Genomic DNA, 19,710 nt, shown 5'->3' on the forward strand with positions numbered 1-19,710 from the left:
AGGCATTGGCGGCCATGCCGCCAATTACAATAACGAGCCCCGCGCATCAGCGGGGCCGAACAACAGAGTATCAGTGCTTGGCAAAATCGTAGCGAGCGGATGAAAGTTGTGGCTGAGAAGCGCAGCTGTGCGAATGCACGGTGAGCATCGCCAGCCGCAAGTTCGACGCGCAGTAGATTTGGCCAGGCACATTCAGTGAGATTGAGGACGACAGACATGGCTGGACTGAAGTTAACAGGCCTGAAGAAGGCATATGGCGACGTGCAAACCCTGCACGGCATCGACCTGGAGATCGCCGATGGCGAATTCATGGTCTTCGTGGGGCCATCGGGTTGCGGCAAGTCCACTTTGTTGCGCAGCATCTGCGGCCTGGAAGAGATCAGCGGCGGCGATCTATTCATCGGCAAGACCCGCATGAACGACGTGCCGCCCGCCAAGCGCGGCATCGCCATGGTGTTCCAGAGCTATGCCCTGTATCCGCACATGAGCGTGGCGCAAAACATGGCCTTCGGCCTGAAACTGGCGGGCATGAGCAAGGTCCAGATCGCCGACGCCGTGCAGCGCGCCGCGCAGATACTGCGCATTGAACCCTTGCTGGAGCGCAAGCCCAAGGACTTGTCGGGCGGCCAGCGCCAGCGCGTGGCCATCGGCCGCGCCATCGTACGCAAACCCGACGTCTTCCTGTTCGACGAACCGCTGTCCAACCTGGACGCCTCGCTGCGCGTGCAGATGCGTATCGAACTGGCGAATCTGCACCGTGAATTGCGCTCGACCATGATCTACGTCACGCATGACCAGGTCGAGGCGATGACCCTGGCCGACCGCATCGTCGTGCTCAACGCGGGCCGCATCGAGCAGGTGGGCGCGCCCCTGGAGCTGTACCACCACCCCGCCAACCTGTTCGTCGCCGGCTTCCTCGGTTCGCCCCGCATGAATTTCCTCAAGGGCAAGATCCACAGCCACGCGGACGGCGTGGCCACCATCGCCACCAGCGCGGGCGGCATGCTGCAGGCGGCACTCAAGCAGCCGCTGGCCAGCGGCACTCCCGTCACCATCGGCGCGCGCCCCGAACACGTGCAGGCGTGCGCACCCGGCGCGGCTGCCGCCATCACGGCCACCGTGCAGGCCGTGGAAAAACTGGGCGACATCAGCTATCTGTATGTGCAGGTGCCGGGCGGCGACGAGCCGCTGGTGGTGCGCGCCGACGCGGAAACCGACTGGAGCATCGGGCAATCGGTTTCCCTGCAAGTGGCGCCCGCCCGCGTCCACGTATTCGACGAGCACGGCCAGACCCGCACCTGATCTATCCGCTTTAGGGGCCAGGCGCTACAGGCGCCGCCTGGCCTGGTTGCATGTTTCAGCCTTGATACTCAACATAAACTTAGCATAAAAAAAGATACTGGAGATCGACATGTCCTACACGAACCCAAAACGCAGCTTCATCAAAACCACCCTGCTCGCCGCCGCCCTGGCCGGCATCGGCAACCTGGCCGCCGTCAGCATGGCGAACGCGGCCGAAGCAGGCACCCTCCTGATCTGGATCAATGGCGACAAGGGCTACAAGGGCCTGGCCAAGGTCGGCGAGGAATTCACCAAGAAGACGGGCGTCAAGGTCGTCGTCGAGCATCCGGAAGATGCACCGAACAAATTCCAGCAGGCGGCCGCCGCCGGCAAGGGTCCGGACATCTGGATCTGGCCGCATGACCGCATCGGCACCTGGATCGACGCGGGCTTGCTGCAGCCATTGACGCCAAGCAAGGAAGCACGCGCCGCCATCCTGCCGCTGGCCTGGAACGCGTTTACGGTCGGCGGCAAAACCTGGGGCTACCCGATCTCCATCGAAGCCGTCGCCCTCGTCTACAACAAGGACCTGGTGCCCACCCCGCCAAAGACCTTCGAGGAAATCGCCGCGCTGGACAAGAAACTGTCTGGCCAGGGCAAGAAAGCCATCCTGTGGGACTACACCAACACCTACTTTACCTGGCCTTTGCTGGGCGCGGGCGGCGGCTTCCCGTTTGAAGTCAAGGCCGACGGCCGCTACGATGCGGCCAAGACAGGCGTGAACAATGCCGGTTCGCAGGCGGGCGTGAATGCGCTGATGACCTTGATCAACAGCGGCGCCATGCCGAAGGGCGCGGGCTACGCGGAAATGGAAGCGGGATTCAACCAGGGCAAGATCGCCATGATGATCAACGGTCCCTGGTCGTGGGACAACGCGCGCAAGTCGAAGATCAATTTCGGCGTGGCAACGATCCCTACCGTGGCCGGCAAGACGGCCACCCCGTTCGTGGGCGTACTGGGCGCGATGATTTCCAAGGCCAGCCCGAACAAGGACCTGGCGACGGAATTCCTGGAAAACCAGATGCTGCAGCTCAACGGCCTGAAAACCATCAACGCCGACGTCCCGCTGGGCACGCCTGCGAACAAGGTGCTCTTCGCAGAACTGAAAGCCAACCCGAACATTCAGGCGACGATGGAAAGCGCGCAGGCGGGCCGCCCGATGCCGAACAACCCGGAAATGGGCCGCTTCTGGTCGTCGATGCAATCGGCGCTGGAAAACATCACGCAAGGCCGCCAGACCACCAAGGATGGCCTGGATGCGGCGGCGAAGCGGATTACGACGGCGAATTAAGCGACATATCGTTGGCCTGGTTGATACTTTCAACATAAATCAACCCTCAGCCCTGAACGACATCAGGGGTCGGCCCCTCAGGGTCCGACCCCTGCCGTTCAACGGGTTCAGCCATCAACACGCCAACATCGTTCCCGCACCATCTTACAGCGCTTCATTTTCACAGGTATCCCATCGTGCGCAAGTTTATCGGCCCTACGGTATTGACCATCAGCATGGCGCTGGGTCTGTATCTGCTCTTCATGTTGTACATTTCCGGCCAGACCATGCTGGCCGCCGTCTTCCTCGGCTTGCTGACCCTGACGACGTTTGTCTTCACGTCGCCGCGCGCCTATGCCTACCGTTATCTGTTTCCCGGCATCACGGCGGTCATCGTCTTTGTGCTGCTGCCGATGGTGTACACGGTGTCGATCGGCTTTACCAATTTCAGCTCGCGCAACCTGCTCACCTATGAGCGGGCCACGCAATACCTGCTCGACGAGACGCAACGCGTGGAAAGCACGGGCTATGCCTTGACCGTGCATCCAGAGAATAAAGAATACCGTTTGCGCCTGGAAAGCCCGGACACGGGCGAAGTGCTGCTCACCGAGCCGCTGGCCCTCAAGCGCGCCGTGCCCCTGAACGTGGAAGTGGCGCCGCTCGACCCCGTGCAGGCGCCCGTGCTGGCCCCGCCGCTGCCCATCAAGGACATCATCGCCCTGCAAAAGGATTTGAAGCTGCTCACCCTCGTGCTGCCGAACAGGATCGAGCTGCGCATGGTGGGCTTGCGCGAATTCGGCCCCGTCGCGCACGTCTACAAGCAGTTGCCGGACAACACGCTGAAGAAAGTCGCCACGGGCGAACTGGTCAAGCCGAACTTCAAGACGGGCTTTTATGAAATGCCGGACGGCACGAAACTGGAACCGGGCTTCAAGGTCAACGTCGGTTTCGCCAATTTCGTGAAGATTTTCTCCGACGAGGCATTCCGCGGCCCTTTCCTGCGCATTTTCGTGTGGACCATCGTCTTCGCCCTGATCAGCGTGGCCACCACGACGGGCCTGGGCATGGCGCTGGCCGTGCTCTTGAACTGGGATGCGCTGCGCTTCCGCGGCCTGTACCGCACCCTGCTGTTCCTGCCGTATGCCGTGCCCGGCTTCATTTCCATCCTCGTCTTCAAGGGCTTGTTCAATAACAACTTTGGCGAAATCAACCTCGTGCTCGACGCCTTGTTCGGCATCAAGCCCGCCTGGTTCTCGGACACCACCCTGGCCAAGGCCATGATCCTCATCGTCAACACCTGGCTGGGCTACCCCTACATGATGGTCGTGTGCATGGGCTTGATCAAGGCGATCCCGTCGGACCTGTACGAAGCGTCGGCCCTGGCCGGTGCGGGACCGCTGACGAATTTCTTCAAGATCACCCTGCCCCTGATCATCAAGCCGCTGACGCCCCTGATGGTGGCCAGCCTGGGTTTCAATTTCAACAATTTCGTGCTGATCAGCTTGCTGACGGGCGGGCGTCCCGATTTCCTCGACACCACCTTACCGGCCGGCACGACGGACTTGCTCGTGTCCTACACCTACCGCATCGCGTTCGAGGATTCGGGCCAGAACTTCGGCCTGGCCGCCGCCATCTCGACCCTGATCTTCTTCCTCGTGGCCGCGATTTCGCTGGTCAACATGCGCCTGACGCGCATGAACAAAGCATAAAGGACAGACCATGGCTATCGTTGTCGACCGTTCCAACCGCTGGCGCATCCTCGCGGCCCACGTCGCCGTCATCGCGCTGATCGCGCTGGTGATGTTTCCCTTCCTGATGATCTTGTCGATTTCTTTGCGTCCGGGCAACTTCGCCTCGGGCAACCTGATACCGCCCGAGATCAGCTTCGAGCACTGGCGCCTGGCGCTGGGCATGTCCTACCAGGCGCCCAACGGCGCCCTGGTCGAGCCGGACTTCCCCGTGCTGCTGTGGCTATGGAATTCCATCAAGGTGGCCACCATGAGCGCCAGCGTCACCGTGCTGCTGTCGACCACCTGCGCGTATGCATTCGCGCGCATGCAGTTCCGCTTCAAGTCGCAGACCCTCTCCGCGCTGATGCTGCTACAGATGTTCCCCGCCGTGCTGGCCCTGGTGGCCATCTACGCCATCTTCGACGTGCTGGGCAGCTACGTGCCATGGCTGGGCATCGACCACCACGGCAGCCTGGTGCTGGCCTACACGGGCGGCATCGCCCTGCATATCTGGACCATCAAGGGCTATTACCAGACCATTCCCATCGAGATCGAGGAAGCGGCCAAGGTCGACGGCGCCACGCAATGGCAAGCCTTCGTCTACGTGCTGCTGCCGATGACGGTGCCCATCCTGATGGTGGTGTTTTTGTTGTCCTTCATCGGCGCCATCATCGAGTATCCGATCGCCTCCGTGTTGCTGCATGAGCAGAACAACCTGACCCTGGCCGTCGGCTCCAAGCTGTTCCTGTACGAGCAAAAATACCTGTGGGGCGACTTCGCCGCGGCAGCCATCCTGTCCGGCCTGCCCATCACGGCTGTGTTCCTGCTGGCGCAGAAGTGGATGATCTCCGGCCTGACGGCTGGCGGCGTGAAGGGCTGACCATGCGCAGCTCCCTGACCACGCTGGCCGCCCTGTTACTCAGCGCTTCGGCGCAGGCAGGGAGCGTCAGCTTCGCGGACAATCCCATCGTCTACTTCGCCGTGACGGACCGTTTCGCCAACGGCAATCCCGGCAACGACCACAGTTATGGCCGCGCCGCCGACCCGCAAGGCGGCGACGTGGGCAGCTTCCACGGCGGCGACATCGCCGGCATCACGCAGCAGCTCAAGGCCGGTTATTTCACGGCGCTGGGCGTCAATGCCCTGTGGATCACGGCGCCGTACGAGCAGATCCACGGCTGGGTGGTGGGCGGCAAGCAGCAATTCCAGCACTACGCCTACCACGGCTACTGGGCGCTCGACTACACCACCATGGACGCCAACATGGGCACGCGCGACGAGCTGCGCGAGATGGTCGACACGGCCCACGCGCAAGGCATCCGCGTGCTGTTCGACGTGGTGCTGAACCATCCCGGCTACGCGGACCTGCGCACCCTGGCGCAATACAAGGTGCCCGTGCTGTGGCCGGGCCACGAAAAAGCCACCTTGCGCGACTATCATAGCTACATCGACTACAACAACTTTGATTTCGCACAATGGTGGGGCCCGGACTGGGTGCGCGCCGGCCTGCCAGGCTATCCCGACGGCGGCAAGGACGACTACACCATGCAGCTGGCCTATCTGCCCGACTTCCGCACGGAAAGCGCCAAGGCCGTGGGCTTGCCGCCCATCCTGCAGCGGAAAAGCGACACGCGCGCCGTCGCCCTGCCCGAGACGACCGTGCGCGGCTACCTGGTGCACTGGCTGGCCGACTGGGTGCGCGAATTCGGCGTCGACGGTTTCAGGGCCGACACCGTCAAGCACGTGGAGCCGGCCAGCTGGCTGGCCCTGCGCGCGGCCGCCACCGATGCCCTCAAGGACTGGAAGGCGCGCCACCCGCAGCAGAAGATCGACGACGCCCCGTTCTGGATGACGGGCGAAGCGTGGGGCCATGGCCCGGAGCGCAGCAGCTGGCACGACGCGGGCTTCGATTCGATGATCAATTTCGATTTCCAGCATCGCGCGAGCGGCGACTGGAAAAGCATCGATGGCGTGTACCGCCAGTACGCGGGCCTGCTGGGGACCAGCCCCCCGCATGACATCCTGTCGTATATCTCTTCGCACGACACGAGCCTGTTCCCGCGCGGGCAATTGCGGCATGGCCTGTCCGCCCTGCTGCTGGCGCCCGGCGGCGTGCAGCTGTTCTACGGCGATGAAAGCGCGCGCCAGCCTGGCGCGGCGCCCGCCGGCGACGAGCAGCAGGCGACGCGGTCAAGCATGAACTGGACTACGCTCGATGCGGCCACCCTCGCGCATGCGCGCAAGCTGGGCCAGTTCCGTTTGCGCCACCCCGCCCTGGCGCGCGGCGAGCATCGCCTAATCGCCGAAAAACCGTATGCGTTTGCCCGCGTAACGGATGGCGACGCCGTCATCGCCGTGCCCGAAGCGCAAGGCACGCTCGCACTGCAGGTGCACGGCGTGTTCGCCGATGGCGCCCTGCTGCGCGACGCCTACACCAATCACACTTACACCGTCAGCAATGGCACCGTCACCGTGACCGCTGGCGGCACCGTCCTGCTGGAGAAAGCTGCACCATGAGTACCTATGACATTCTAGTGGTCGGCGGCGCCGGCATCGACACCATCGTGCGCGTCCCCGACCTGCAACTGCCGGTGGCCGATTCCGTGCATGTGCCCCCCATCCGCGACTACGTGGCGCACACGGGCAACGGCGTGGCGCTCGCTTGCCACGCGCTGGGCCTGCGCTGCAAGTTCATCGATTTCATCGGCGACGACGCGCAGGGCGCGGCCATCCTGCAGCGCTACAAGGAGGCCAAACTCGATTTCTCGCACATCGTGGAGCCGTCCGGCACGCGGCGCAGCGTCAACCTGGTCGACCCGCAGGGGCGCAGGATGTCGCTGTACGACGGCCGCCACCCGGAAGGCGTGCGCATGCCGGCCGCCTTTTATCTGCCCTACCTGGGACCGGCCCGCCACGCCCACTTTTCCATCATGGGCTGGGTGGCCGACCTGTTTGACGATGCGCTCGTGTGCGGCACCACCGTGTCGACTGATCTGCACGACTGGGACGGCGTCAACCCGCACCACAAGGTCTTCGCCCTGCGCGCCGACCTGGTCTTCCTCAGCACGGCGGCACTGGGCGAGCGCAAGGACACCGTCATGCGCGCCATCGTGGAACAAGGCCGCGCGCTCGCCGTCATCGCCGCGGACGGCGCCTACCTGCTGGAACGCGGCAGCGACGAGGTCCGCCACTTCCCCTGCGCGCCACTGGGCCTGCCCGTGGTGGACACGAATGGCGCGGGCGACTCGTTTGTGGCCGCCTTCCTGCACGCCTGGCTGGCTGGCGCCGGCATCGACGCCGCCATGCGCCGCGGCGCCATCGCCGGCGCGTTTGCCTGCGCCCAGCATGGCACGCATGAACGCTTCATCGGGCGCGAAGAGCTGCATGACTTATATCAAGATGGCACTAGCTTATGACTTAAAATTCTATCAAGCGTGATAACTTGGCAAGGGCTGCATGGCACAATGGCTGCGGATTTCACCATCGCAGACCATTCGAACCGGAGACCACATGAGAATCGAAACCCTGGCCGTGCACGCCGGCTACACCCCCGACCCCACCACCAAGGCCGCCGCCGTCCCCATCTACCAGACGGTGGCCTACGCCTTCGACAATGCCCAGCATGGCGCCGACCTGTTCGACCTCAAGGTGGCCGGGAATATCTACACGCGCATCATGAATCCCACGCAGGACGTGCTGGAAAAGCGGGTCGCGGCGCTGGAAGGCGGCGTGGCCGCACTGGCCGTGGCGTCGGGCATGGCGGCCATCACCTATGCGATCCAGACCATCGCGGAAGCGGGCGACAATTTCATCTCCGCCAGCCAGCTGTATGGCGGCACCTACAACCTGTTCGCCCACACCCTGCCGCAGATCGGCATCGAAGTGCGCTTTGCCGACGCGCGCCAGCCGGAGACCTTCGCCGCCCTGATCGACGCGCGCACCAAGGCCATCTTCTGCGAATCGATCGGCAACCCGCTGGGCAATGTGACGGACGTGGCCAAGCTGGCCGAGATCGCGCACGCGCACGGCATTCCGCTGATCGTCGATAACACGGTACCGAGCCCGTACCTGTTCCGCCCCATCGAGCATGGCGCCGACATCGTCGTCCACTCGCTGACCAAATACCTGGGCGGCCACGGCACCACCGTGGGCGGCGCCATCGTCGACAGCGGCAAGTTCCCGTGGGCTGAGCACAAGGAACGCTTCAAGCGCCTGAACGAGCCGGACGTGTCGTATCACGGCGTCGTCTACACGGAAGCGTTCGGCCCCGCCGCCTTCATCGGCCGCGCGCGCGTCGTCCCGCTGCGCAACATGGGCGCGGCCATTGCCCCCTTGAGCGCCTTCCAGCTGATCCAGGGCATCGAGACCCTGGCCCTGCGCATGGACCGCATCTGCGACAACACGCTGGCCCTGGCCAGGCACCTGAAAAACCACCCGAAAGTCGCGTGGGTCAATTACGCGGGCCTGGAAGACCATCCGGACCACGCGCTGGTGAAAAAATACATGCAGGGCCGCGCCTCGGGCATTCTGTCCTTCGGCCTGAAGCTGGCCAGCGGCGAAGATCCCCGCGCGGCCGGCGCCCGCGTGCTCGACGCCCTGCAGCTGTTTACACGCCTGGTCAACATCGGCGACGCCAAGTCGCTGGCCACGCACCCGGCGTCCACCACGCACCGCCAGCTCAATGCCGAAGAACTGGCCAAGGCGGGCGTGTCCGAAGACATGCTGCGCCTGTCCGTGGGCATCGAGCATATCGACGACTTGCGCGCAGACCTGGAGCAGGCCTTGAACGCGGCGTAAGCGTCTTCCCACCCCGCCCGCAGGGGGCTTCATGGCATAATCGGCAACATGAACTCCCCGCTCCCATCGCCGGAACAGACTGCGTCCGGCCTGTTCCGCGCCGAATATGCGCGGCGCATGAATGCCGTGCTCGATCATATCGACCGCCACCTGGACACGCCGCTGGACCTCGCCCAGCTGGCCGAGGTCGCGCATTTTTCCCGTTTCCACTTTCACCGCGTGTTCGCCGCCTGGATGGGCGAGACGCTGGGCGACTATGCGCGCCGCCGGCGCCTGGAAACGGCCGCCCTGCGGCTGGCCTGCCGCCCTGACGAAGCGATACTGGACATCGCGCTGGCGACGGGCTTCGGCTCCGGCGAAGCGTTTGCGCGCGCCTTCATGCTGAAATTCGGCTGCACGCCGACGGCCTGGCGCGCCGGCGTGGCCGCAAAAAACGCTGCCATGCTCGCGGCCATGCGGCTGCGCCGGCAAGATAGCAATCCGGATCAGGCCATGCGCAATCCCGGTCAGGAAAACGGGCCGAACTTCCAGCACCATGACGACTCCAATCCACTTCACAGAGAGAGTCCCATGCAAGTCACCATCCTCGACCTGCCGCCCGCCACCGTGGCGTGCCAGCGCCATATCGGCCCTTACGGTCCCGCCATCGGCGCCTTCTGGCGTGACACCGTCGCGCCCTGGATGCAGTCGCACGGCCTGGGCGACGCGGTCTGCTACGGCATCGGCCATGACGATCCCGGCATCACGCCGCCGGACAAATGCCGCTACGACGCCTGCGTTGCCGTGCCCGATGGCTTCCACTCGGGCGGCCGCGCCAGCATCGCCACCCTGCCGGGCGGGCGCTATGCGGTGGCGCAATTCAAGGGGCCGTCCAGCGCCATCGCCGACGCGTGGACGCGCATGACGCGCGAATGGCTGCCGTCCAGCGGCCTGCAGTGGGACGAGCGGCCCTGCTTCGAGCGCTTTTCCGCCGCCACGGCGCTGGACCCGGCCACGGGCGAATTCTCTTGCGAGATCTGCATCCCCGTGCGGCCCCTGTAACGCCGGCGCGCGGCGCTGGCAGCCCGCCTGTCAGCCTTTGACACCGTAGCGCGATGCCGGCTTGCCGCGCATCGCGCCCGCGAACAGGGCCAGGCGGGCCGCGTCAAAGCGCTCCCACAGCTCCTGCTCTTCCACGGAAGGCAGGGTCACCAGTTCGCCCTGGTCCAGGCCCGCCAGCGCCGCATCGACGCAGTCTTCCGCGCGCATGATGGTGGCCTGGTCCAGCTGCGCCAGCGGCACGCCGCTCAATTCCCAGATTTCCGTCGCCGTCGACGCGGGCAGCACCAGCTGCACCCGGATGCCCGTGCCGGCCAGTTCCTGCTGCAAGCCCCGCGTGAAATTCATCACATAGCCCTTGGTGGCGCTGTAGATCGTGCTGACGGGCAGGATATGGAAGGACAGCACGGAACCGATGTTGACGATGGTGCCGCTGTTGCGCTGCTTGAACTGCGGCAGCACGGCGTAGCTCAGCTCCGCCAGCGCGGTGACGTTGACCTTGTCCATCGCGGCGATGCCCTCGCGGGGCGCATCCACCACGGCCCCCAGGGTCGAGGCGCCCGCGTTATTCACCAGCATGGTGATGGCGGCGTTCGACGACAGCTCGCCGGCCACGCGCCGCAAATCATCCGCGTCGGCCAGGTCTGCCGCCATGGCGCGCACGGCCACGCCATATTTTTCCGCCAGCGACTTGGCCAGCACGCCCAGGCGCTCGACCCGGCGCGCCACCAGGATCAAGTCGAAGCCGCGCGCGGCCAGGCGCTCCGCGTAGACGGCGCCCAGGCCGGAGGAGGCGCCGGTGACGAGGGCCGTGCCCTGCGTAGTGTTTGTGCTCATGATGGTTCCTTTAAGGTTTTCAAATTGAAAATGCATGGATAGCAAGCATGATGATTATCATGCTTTGGCACGACATTAAACATGACGATCATCATGATTAATGTCGCAAGCATGACGTACGTCATGTATGATGTCAACAGAAATTAATTGATGACCCGGAGCACGCCATGCGATACCCAGCCGCCGAGACGGCAGAAAAACACCAGCGCATCCTGCAGGAAGCGGCGCGCCTGTTCCGCGAACAGGGCTTTGACGGCGTCAGCGTGGGACAGATCATGCAGGCGACGGGACTCACGCACGGCCCTTTCTACAACCACTTCGCCTCGAAGGAAGCGCTGATGGCGGCAAGCACCCTGCACGGCTCGGAACATTCACGCGCGGCGCTCGATGCGGCAACCGGCAGCCCGGAAGCCATGCGCCAGTATGTGCGCGATTATATGAGCGCGGCCCACCGCGATGCGCCGGGCAACGGCTGCCTGCTGGCGGCACTGGCCGGCGACGCGCGCAAGCAGCCGGCCGTGCGCCCCGCCTTTGGCATCCACCTGCAATCGATCATCGGCAAGCTGGCGGCGCATTTCCCGTGGCGGAAAAAACGCAATCCCCGCCAGGACGCCATCGTCATGCTGTCGGCCATGGTGGGCGCCGTGGCGCTGGCGCGCGCCGTCGATGATGGCGCATTGTCGGACGAGATCCTGGCGGCGGTACAGGCCGCGTATGCGCCTACGCCGCCAGCACCTGCGCCACCTGCCTGACCCGCTCGTCCACGGAACCAGCGACATGGACAAAGGCGATCCCTCGCCGCGCCAGCTCCGCCTGGTACCACGCATGCTGGCGCAGCCGGAAGCTGTCGTCGCGGCGCGTGCCATCCTGGATGAAGGGAAAATCGGGCGCGCACAGCACGACCAGGTCGTAATCATGGCCGGCCAGCTCCAGCAGTGCCGCTTCCGCCCGGCCAAACATCTCGACGCAGTAAAAATACGTGGTCAACGGCGACGTGTCGCAGAACAGCCAGCGCCGCGCCTGTCCGGCAGCGGCGGCTTCGCGCTGCAGCTGCTCCCTGCCGATCTTCAGCAGATCGTCATAGGCCAGCACGCCATCCTGGCTTTCCCACAGTTCGCGGCCATACTCGGCCACCCAGGCCGTGTCGAAATGCCGCGCCAGCGCTTGCGCCAGGGTCGTCTTGCCGCTCGACTCGCCGCCCAGCACGCACACGCGCCTGACGAAACTGGCGCGCACGACAGGCGATAACAACGCGCCGTGCGCATGCGGGTCCTGCCGCACCAGCGTGCCAGACACGGGCACCAGTGTCCTGGCCTGGTCCACGCTGACATGCGCCACGGCGCCCTGCGCGTAATGCTGCTGCAGCACCCGGGCAAAGCCGGGGCCGTAGTCTTCGCTGCTGAAGACGGCATCGACGGGCAAGTCCAGCACCGTCCAGCACAGCCAGCCCATGAAGTGGCGATGCAGCTCGCCGTCGTCGTCGTTATGCGGCAAGGTCCGCGCCGGCACGCCGCGCGCCGCGCACAGGGCGGCCAGGCGCGCGTCGTCGAGCACCACGATGTGCGCCTGCGGAAATTGCGCGCGCAGCCAGCCTTCACGGCGCGCCGGCTCCAGCCCTGGGAATTCCGGTTTCGTGTAGCTGACCACCAGCAGTTCCCCGCAAGCCTGCGTGGCACGCCGTATCAATAGTTCATGGCCCAGGTGCAGCGGGCAGAATTTGCCCACCACGAGGCCCCTTTTATACGTGCTCATACTGCCGCTTCCCGCAAATCCGAAGTGTATTGAATGATCTTGTCTTCCGCCAGCAAGGTCTCGACGGCGACGGCGCCGAAAAACGGCGCGAGCAAGGCGCGCGCCCGGCCTGCCTGCGGCATGGCGTTCGGCGCCAGACGCAGCGCGATGCTGCCATCCCCATGCTGGTGCACGCCAAACACGGCGATGGCCAAAGGCTTCAGGGCGTGCGTGATGTCGATATTATTGATCCACTCGCCCTGCGCCGTGCGGTAACGCAGGGGGCTGCGGCCCGCCAGCCCCACCAGCACGGGACCATGCGGGCCATGCGCCAGCGATGCGTAGTCGCCCGTGCGATAGCGCACGAGGGGCAGGCAGAAATTGAAACCTCCTGTCACGGTGATTTCGCCGCGCTCCCCGTCGGGCACGGCCTGGCCGTCGCCATCGAGGATTTCCACGTACAGCCGGTGCTGCAGCAGCACGTGGCCGCCCGCCCGTTCGTCATACACGGCGACGGGCCCCACCTCATTGAGCGAATAGATGTCGAGTACGGGGCAGCCGAAAGCCGCCTCCAGTCGTGCGCGCATGCCGGGCAGGAGCATCATCGAAACGGACAGCAGCGCGGCCGGCTTGTGCGCCATGGGCAAGGTAAGCAGCTCGGCAAACGAGATGGGATCGCCCGCGATCAGCTCGGGCGCCATGGCGTCCAGGTAGCGCGCGCGGTCGTCCGGATCGCGCCAGTCGTCCGGATGCAGGTTGATCTTCGCCAGCCCCGACTCGTTCATCGTGGGCGTGACGGAGACATAGGTGAAGCAGCGGCGCTGGTGCCCCAGCAGCATCACGCCCACCTGCCCCGCGCCATGGCGCAGGGTCACGCCGAAGCGCGCCAGCGCGCGCTTGTGGAAGGCCAGGTAGCGCCCCGCCACCAGCGGGTGCGAGGCGATCAGCAGCGGATGGCCCGTGGTGCCCGTCGTCTGGAAATTGATCATGCGCGCCAGGTCCGCATCGTCGGGCACGAAGGCGGCGATGTCATGCGCCAGCTCGGCGCGGCTGACGGGCTGTACGTCCTGCAAGCGCGCTGGCGGCGAACCGCAGGCGCGGTAATGCGGCACCGTGGCATACGTCGCCTTGAGGAACCCCGGCAGCCAGGCTGGCGGCGCATTGGCACTCCAGCCGATATCCGCCTGCACGACTTCCTGCTCGTAGGCGCGCAAGGCCGCCACTTCCGCCGCCTGCAGCTTGTTGCCGCTGCGGTTGCGGTAGCGGGGGGCCGCGGGATGGCTGCGCAGGGTTTCCAGCATGCGCGCGCCCGCCGGCGTCAGGGTGGGACAGTAGTCGCGGTCCGATTCCCACGCGCCGGCGGGCAGGTTGACATCCACGCTCATTCGCGCGACCACTTGTCGGCCGATTCCTCGGCCGCCTTCTTCGCCAGCGCTTCGCGGATTTCCCGCGCGCGCTGCTCGGCCAGCCGGCTCGCTTCGAGCAGGCGGCGGCGCTCCGTGCCGCTGATGGCGGACAGCCTGTCCGTGGCCTGCGCCACGCTTTCCTGCGCGGGACGGAAACCCAGGCGCGCCAGCACCATGCGGGCCAGCTCCTCGCGCCGCTCGGGGTCTTGCGTGAACTGGTGGGCCGGCGTGGCAGCGGCCAGCTCGCGCGCCGCCTCGCCCAGCACCTGCAGCAGATCCTGCTGCGCCAGCCGCTGGCCGATGAACCACGCGTCGGCCAGCAGCCAGCACGCGATCATGGCCAGCGCCAGGCGGTTGCGGTCCGCCTTCACCTGCGCGCCGATAAACCCCTGCAGGGACGCGGCCGGCGCGCGGGCACCATGCAGCAGCAGGATGTCGTTGACGAGCGCCGCCACGGACACGGCCTGCGCGTTGGCGACGCCGGCGATGCGGGGCTCGGCGAGGAATTCGACGGGCGTGTCGGCCAGGCGGTGGGTCAGGGTTTCGAGGTCGGGACCGATTTGCATCATGATGTCCTTACCTTAACCCAACGGCAAATACTGGGGTCAGACCCGCCGGGTCTGACCCCGGAATTTTGCTGCGCATATTCATCTTGTTTAGCTCTTCACATAGTGCCTGCGGCTGAACGCCCGCGCAAAGTCCAGCAAATCCTCGTAGCGCTCGACGGCGTGGATATCCCAGCCCTGTTCGCGGCGCGCGCGCTTCAGATCGTCGTAGGTCTGCTGCAGCCACTTGTGGCTGGCCGCGCCATCCCAGTCGCGCGCCAGGTTCAGGGCCATGGTGCCGCCCGCGCCGCCCTGGGCCAGCGCCTTCGCCGCAATCTCCCAGCCGCTGTTGCCCAGTTCATCCTGGTCGAACATGGTGGTGATGCCGTCGTCGGAAATCATCAGGATGTGCGCGGGCCGTTCGCGCTTGCCCGCATACGTCTTGCCCAGGCAATGGATGGGGAAACAGGTGCCGCCGCCAAAAAAGCCCGTCAGCACGCCGAGGATCATGTCCTCGTCACGCACGAAACCGGGCGTCTGCATTACCTCGTTCTTGCCGCTCCACAGGGTCACCTGCACCTTGGCGCCCGCGCGCAGGGCCGACAAGGCGATGACGGCGCCGGCCAGGGTCAGGAAGGAGGTGTGCGCCTGCGGATTCTGCATGGAACCGGAACTGTCCACGTACATGTCCAGGTCGACGGGCACGGCGTCGATGGCGCGCGCCGGCTCGCGGCCATACACGCGGCGCACGGTCGTCACGCCCGGCACGGGGCGCGGCGACTGCAGCACCGATTGCAGCCAGTCGATGTCTTCCAGCGGGTCGCCGATCTCCCACGCTTCCAGCCCTTCCATCTGCGGCTCCAGCGACTCGGGCGCGGGGCGGCTGGGAAACGCCACTAGGTGCGGCAAGGCCCGCTCGCGGTAGTAGCGGATGGCGATTTCATGGTCGCTCAGGTCCACGCCCGACGCCTTCAGGATGTCGCCCAGTTCGAACGGCTCGCGCAGCTGGCCGCCACCGGGCCTGGCCGGCGCATCGCCCTGCGGCTCTTCGCCATCGAGGCCGGAAATACGCGTATCGTGCACGGGATGGATGGCGCCGTCCGCCTCGTCATCCTCGATCTGCTGCGCGCCATACGTCTGGCAGCCGCGCGCCGCGTCGCGCGTGTCCTGCAGATAGCGGCTGGGATCAAGGTTGCCACCCAGGGCATCCGTGTCTTCCACCAGGTAAGGCAGCAGCAAGGTGGCGAAGCGGCCCGCCGCCAGCATCCAGTCGTTCGCATACACGCGAATGAGCCGAGCGCCCAGCCAGGCATCCGTATCGAGCCGCTCGTCGGCCTGCCCTCCTCCCAGGTCTCCCTTCTCCAGCTGCCACAGGTTTTCATAGATGCGCATGTACAGGGTCCACACGCCGCCGCTGGCCTTCGCCTTGCCATCCGCCGCCCTGCCCTGCTGCAGCTTGCGGTAGATGTCCGCCATGCGCAGGTTCGCCTGGCGCTGCAGGCGGTCGTTGATGAACAGGTCCGTGTACAGGTTGGCCACCATGGGCGCGTGCTGCTCCAGGGTGGGCAAGGCGCGGCGCATGCGGGCCAGCAGGCGGAACTGGTCGGTGGCGCTGCCCGGCGCGAGGATGTGGTGGCCGATTTCATGGGCGAGGATTTCCAGCGCATAGTCGTCCAGGCCCAGTTCCGTCACCAGCGGCAAGTCGACGACCACGCTCTGGTCCAGCAGCCGGATCATGGCGAAGCTGCCGGACAGGCCCTGCTTGCCGGCTTCGACGCGGCTGGCGCACAGGCTGGGGTCGCGCAATCGCGTAAACTTGCTCCACACGGCCAGGGCTTCGGGCCAGGCGGCGCGCCAGGCGTCGATCAGCGCGATGTCGGCATCGTTCTTCATGCGAGCGGCAGCAGCCGGATGGCATGCGTCCACGGTGACGTGATGGCCAGGGTATGCGCATTCGCGACCATGCCGATGTCGCCGGCCGGCAGGTCGAGCGCGATGCTGCGCGCGCCGACGTGCACGGTGGCGCCATCGAGGCGCACGGATGCCGGCACGCCGGCTTGCGCCAGCTCAAATTCCTGCGCCGTGGCGCCATGCAGCACGGCGCCATAGGCGTCCGCCACCAGCAGATAATGGCGCTCCGCGCTGCGCACGACAAAGCCGTCCGGCGTGGCGCGCACCTGCGGCGGCGTGCCGAAGTCACCACCGAGGCCAGCGAAGCTGCCGAATTCCCGGCCATCGGCATTGCCGCGCCAGGGATTGGCCATGAGCTGCGCATGCACCTGCTGCCACTGCGCGCCCGGCTCGCCAAAGGCGGCCAGCGCCAGCGCGGGCGGCAAGGTGTCGGCGGCGGCCAGCGCGCCCTGGCGGAAATGTGCCACGCCGGCACGCCAGGCCAGCACCTGGCCCACGGCGCGCAACTGCGCCACGGTGGCGACCTGCGGTGCCAGGGCGGCCAGCTCGCGCTGCCACTGCGCGGGCCGCGCTGCCGCCACGGCGCCAAGGTGGATGGCGGCGTTGCTGAGCATGCCCAGCACCTCGACGGGCGCCGCCGCCAGCAGCGGCGCAAACGACGGCGCCAGCTCGCGCCACACGGTATTGAGGAAGGGATTTTTCGCCGCCGGCCCCGCCAGGCCGTGGCCCACCAGTTCCAGGGCCATGTCGTAGGCGGCCAGGGTGACGCTGCCCGCGCGCTCGGGCGCAGCGGCGGCCACGGCCGCCACCAGCGGATCGACGCCGTCATGCAGAAAGGCGCCGAAGGCGGCCATGTCGAGCGCGGGAAAGCGCCGGCGCGCTTCCGCGGCGCGGCCGTTGAACTGGGCACGGCCGCTGGCCAGGATGGCCGCAAAGGCAGGAGAAATCATGGATCCTCCTCAATCGCTATGCGAAAAATGCAGCAGATAGCGCTCGTTCCCGGATTCGAACGCGATCTCATCCCAGTGAATCGCATACCAGACACCAGGCGGCAAGGTCATCGTCACCGCGTGCATAGTGAATCCCGCCAGCGACATGTCCAGCGCTTCGAGGAAGGCGTTGACGAGGCAGGCGCGAAAACGCTCCGGCGGCGCCGCCTGCATGTGCTCCGACGAGAAGAACCAGCGCTGGCATGCCTGCTCCAGCTGCGCGCGCCCGCACGGCGCCACCGTGATCTGCCACAGGGGCGCCGGCAGTGCGCGTGCCGGGGCGCTCGCATGCAAGGCGAAATCCTCGATGCGCAAGCCCAGCGCCGTGGCCAGGTCGGGCGCGTCGGGCAGGCGCTGCAGCTCATAGCTCGCGCACAGGTCGCTGGCCTCGCTGTTCAACCTGGCCAGCGCGTCGAGAAAGCCCCGGCAGTGATCGATGTTCAGCGCGTCATTCATTGCGAACGCAGCCAGCTGCGGTAATTCGTATAGCGCTGATGCAGATACTTCAATTTCAGCAGGTCGTCGTACAGGGGGCCATACAGCTTGCGCCCCTTCGTGCGCTCGCCGATCAGCTTTTCGATGCGGTTCAGGCGCGCCAGGGTGTCGCGCTCGCTCACGCCGTCGAGGCCCAGGTCGAATTCCGCGGACAGCACCCCCACGGGATCGTCGCGGTCCAGGTCCAGGCGGTTGAATTCATCGTTGGACAGGTCGAACAGGCGGCGCAGCCAGCCCAGCCTGTCGCTGCGGTAGGCGGCGTTTTCCGGCAGCGCGAAGAATGGCGCGTCCGGGTCCGGCTGCAGCTTGTTATGCAGGACGAACGGCAATACCTGGCGCAAGTCGTCCAGCGCCACTTCACCATTGCCGCGGAAGTAGGCCATGGCCTTGGCGTAGATCAGCAGCGCCATCAGGGTGCGCACGGAAATGCCGTTGAGGGTCTGGCAACCGAGGTCCTTCAGGCGATCGCGCCCATTGTCGGCGGCCTGCGCGGCGCCACGATCGGCGCCAGCCAGGCGGGCCGTATCCTTGGTCATGTATTCGAACTGGCCGCCCGCCGTTTCGAACAGCTCGAACTGGCTGGCGAAAAATTCCAGGCGGCGGCGCACGGCCTCGGGCACGACAACCTGGCGGATATCGTTGCCAATCTGGTCCACTTCTGCTTCCGTGAAGATGATCTCGGGCGGCACCAGCTCTTCGGGGCGCACATTTTCTTCCACGCGCAGCAGCAGCTCATTTAAAAAGCGGGGGTTGAAGGCCAGCGCCTGCACCGTCACGTCGACCCGGTCGCGCAGCGCCTCGATCACCTGGTAGGTGCCGCCGCCCTGGTCGTCGTTGGCCGTCAGATACCAGGCCGCTTCCGGGCACTCGTAGATATGGTTCAGCACTTCCGCGTAGTTGTCGCCCATGACGGTGAGCAGCGCGCTTTGCGTGCGCGTGGGGATGCGGTTGTATTCATCGACGATCTTCACGCGCATGCCCAGCCAGGCACGCCAGGCGATGCGGATGTCGTCCATGCTTTGCGCGTTAACCAGGTCCGCCGGCAGCGGGTTGCCCAGCAGGTCGGCCACCGTCATCTGCGGGTGGCCATGCTGCATGGCGCGCTTGACTTCCTTGACGGTGGAACCGGCCAGCACGCCCATCAACAGGGCGCTGGCCGTCTTGCCCCGCCCCGGCCCGCCGACGAACAGGCATTTGCGGCGCGTGGCGAAGGTCAGCAGGGGCAGCAGAATGAAGCTGGAATAGCTTTGCGCCGACGGCAAATTCAGGGTGCGCCGGCTGTCGCCCACGGCATACGTCTGCGACGGGCCGTCGTTGTACTCGATGTCGTAATGGGGGCTGATGATGGCGTGGTTGACGATCCAGAAATAGGCCTGGCGCAGCTTTTCATCGAAAGGCCGCGCTTGCGCCTCGCCGTCGCCGCCCAGCGCGATGGGTCCCTGGTACAGGTCCGCCACGTCGAACCGCCGCGCGGCAGGCGCCGCCTTGGGCTTGGTGGGGGCTTGGGACAGGCGCTGGAACAGGTTAAAAGCGGACATGATTGGTTGACGCCTGCAAAAACCTGCTGCGCGTCGGTATTTACGGCCGGCGATGCTCACTGTGCATCCGCACAGTTGCGCT

Annotated in this window: 17 protein-coding genes; 9 read left to right on the forward strand and 8 right to left on the reverse strand. The window is 65.8% G+C overall.

The features are described 5' to 3' along the window. The first annotated feature begins 216 nt into the window (after positions 1-216). From ugpC to EBS11_RS06455, 8 genes are all read left to right on the forward strand, one after another. Complete coding sequence (ugpC, locus tag EBS11_RS06420; protein WP_290601399.1) at positions 217-1,302, forward strand: sn-glycerol-3-phosphate ABC transporter ATP-binding protein UgpC; 1,086 nt, start codon at positions 217-219, stop codon at positions 1,300-1,302. Between the two features lie 109 nt (positions 1,303-1,411). Further along, on the forward strand, positions 1,412-2,632 hold the full coding sequence (gene malE / locus EBS11_RS06425) for a maltose/maltodextrin ABC transporter substrate-binding protein MalE (protein WP_290601401.1): 1,221 nt from the start codon (positions 1,412-1,414) through the stop codon (positions 2,630-2,632). 176 nt (positions 2,633-2,808) lie between these two features. Continuing rightward, positions 2,809-4,320: a maltose ABC transporter permease MalF gene (gene malF, locus EBS11_RS06430; RefSeq protein WP_290601402.1), complete on the forward strand. Its 1,512-nt coding sequence runs from the start codon at positions 2,809-2,811 to the stop codon at positions 4,318-4,320. Positions 4,321-4,330: 10 nt separating this feature from the next. Continuing rightward, positions 4,331-5,221, forward strand: coding sequence for a maltose ABC transporter permease MalG (malG, locus tag EBS11_RS06435; RefSeq protein WP_290601403.1), 891 nt, complete (start codon positions 4,331-4,333; stop codon positions 5,219-5,221). Positions 5,222-5,223: 2 nt separating this feature from the next. Further along, the gene (locus tag EBS11_RS06440) at positions 5,224-6,858 is read left to right on the forward strand and encodes an alpha-amylase family glycosyl hydrolase (protein WP_290601404.1); all 1,635 of its coding nucleotides are present in this window, start codon (positions 5,224-5,226) and stop codon (positions 6,856-6,858) included. After that, on the forward strand, positions 6,855-7,757 hold the full coding sequence (locus EBS11_RS06445) for a PfkB family carbohydrate kinase (protein WP_290601405.1): 903 nt from the start codon (positions 6,855-6,857) through the stop codon (positions 7,755-7,757). Before EBS11_RS06440 ends, EBS11_RS06445 begins: the two co-directional genes overlap by 4 nt. A 94-nt stretch (positions 7,758-7,851) precedes the next feature. Beyond that, entirely contained in the window at positions 7,852-9,138 is a 1,287-nt protein-coding gene (locus tag EBS11_RS06450; RefSeq protein ID WP_290601407.1) for an aminotransferase class I/II-fold pyridoxal phosphate-dependent enzyme, read from the forward strand. Positions 9,139-9,186: 48 nt separating this feature from the next. Next, positions 9,187-10,179, forward strand: coding sequence for a GyrI-like domain-containing protein (locus tag EBS11_RS06455; protein WP_290601408.1), 993 nt, complete (start codon positions 9,187-9,189; stop codon positions 10,177-10,179). A gap of 30 nt (positions 10,180-10,209) precedes the next feature. Here the strand turns inward: EBS11_RS06455 and EBS11_RS06460 are convergent, their stop codons facing one another. Then, positions 10,210-11,013: an SDR family NAD(P)-dependent oxidoreductase gene (locus EBS11_RS06460; protein ID WP_290601409.1), complete on the reverse strand. Its 804-nt coding sequence runs from the start codon at positions 11,011-11,013 to the stop codon at positions 10,210-10,212. A 167-nt stretch (positions 11,014-11,180) separates the two neighbouring features. Here EBS11_RS06460 and EBS11_RS06465 point away from each other — a divergent pair, with 167 nt between their 5' ends. Then, entirely contained in the window at positions 11,181-11,765 is a 585-nt protein-coding gene (locus EBS11_RS06465) for a TetR/AcrR family transcriptional regulator (RefSeq protein WP_290601411.1), read from the forward strand. On the opposite strand, the gene EBS11_RS06470 is transcribed toward EBS11_RS06465, so the two are convergent. The 7 genes from EBS11_RS06470 to EBS11_RS06500 form a co-directional block, all read right to left on the reverse strand. Further along, complete coding sequence (locus EBS11_RS06470; protein ID WP_290601412.1) at positions 11,734-12,765, reverse strand: AAA family ATPase; 1,032 nt, start codon at positions 12,763-12,765, stop codon at positions 11,734-11,736. The two genes, EBS11_RS06465 and EBS11_RS06470, sit on opposite strands and share 32 nt — an antisense overlap. Beyond that, on the reverse strand, positions 12,762-14,129 hold the full coding sequence (locus tag EBS11_RS06475; protein WP_290601413.1) for a capsule biosynthesis protein CapK: 1,368 nt from the start codon (positions 14,127-14,129) through the stop codon (positions 12,762-12,764). Before EBS11_RS06475 ends, EBS11_RS06470 begins: the two co-directional genes overlap by 4 nt. Then, positions 14,126-14,719: a hypothetical protein gene (locus EBS11_RS06480; RefSeq protein WP_290601414.1), complete on the reverse strand. Its 594-nt coding sequence runs from the start codon at positions 14,717-14,719 to the stop codon at positions 14,126-14,128. Before EBS11_RS06480 ends, EBS11_RS06475 begins: the two co-directional genes overlap by 4 nt. A gap of 87 nt (positions 14,720-14,806) precedes the next feature. Next, positions 14,807-16,588 carry a VWA domain-containing protein gene (locus EBS11_RS06485; protein WP_290601415.1) on the reverse strand — a complete coding sequence of 594 codons (1,782 nt, stop codon included), beginning with the start codon at positions 16,586-16,588 and terminating at the stop codon, positions 14,807-14,809. After that, positions 16,585-17,556, reverse strand: a complete 972-nt coding sequence (locus tag EBS11_RS06490; RefSeq protein ID WP_290601417.1) for a hypothetical protein — start codon at positions 17,554-17,556, stop codon at positions 16,585-16,587. The genes EBS11_RS06485 and EBS11_RS06490 overlap by 4 nt, the downstream gene beginning before the upstream one ends. A 9-nt stretch (positions 17,557-17,565) precedes the next feature. After that, positions 17,566-18,051: a hypothetical protein gene (locus EBS11_RS06495; RefSeq protein ID WP_290601419.1), complete on the reverse strand. Its 486-nt coding sequence runs from the start codon at positions 18,049-18,051 to the stop codon at positions 17,566-17,568. Then, positions 18,048-19,628 (reverse strand): AAA family ATPase, encoded by a 1,581-nt coding sequence (locus EBS11_RS06500; RefSeq protein ID WP_290601420.1) that lies wholly within the window; start codon positions 19,626-19,628, stop codon positions 18,048-18,050. The genes EBS11_RS06495 and EBS11_RS06500 overlap by 4 nt, the downstream gene beginning before the upstream one ends. Positions 19,629-19,710: the final 82 nt, after the last annotated feature.

The sequence above is a fragment of the Janthinobacterium sp. genome (genome assembly GCF_009923995.1).
Taxonomy (GTDB): domain Bacteria; phylum Pseudomonadota; class Gammaproteobacteria; order Burkholderiales; family Burkholderiaceae_D; genus Janthinobacterium.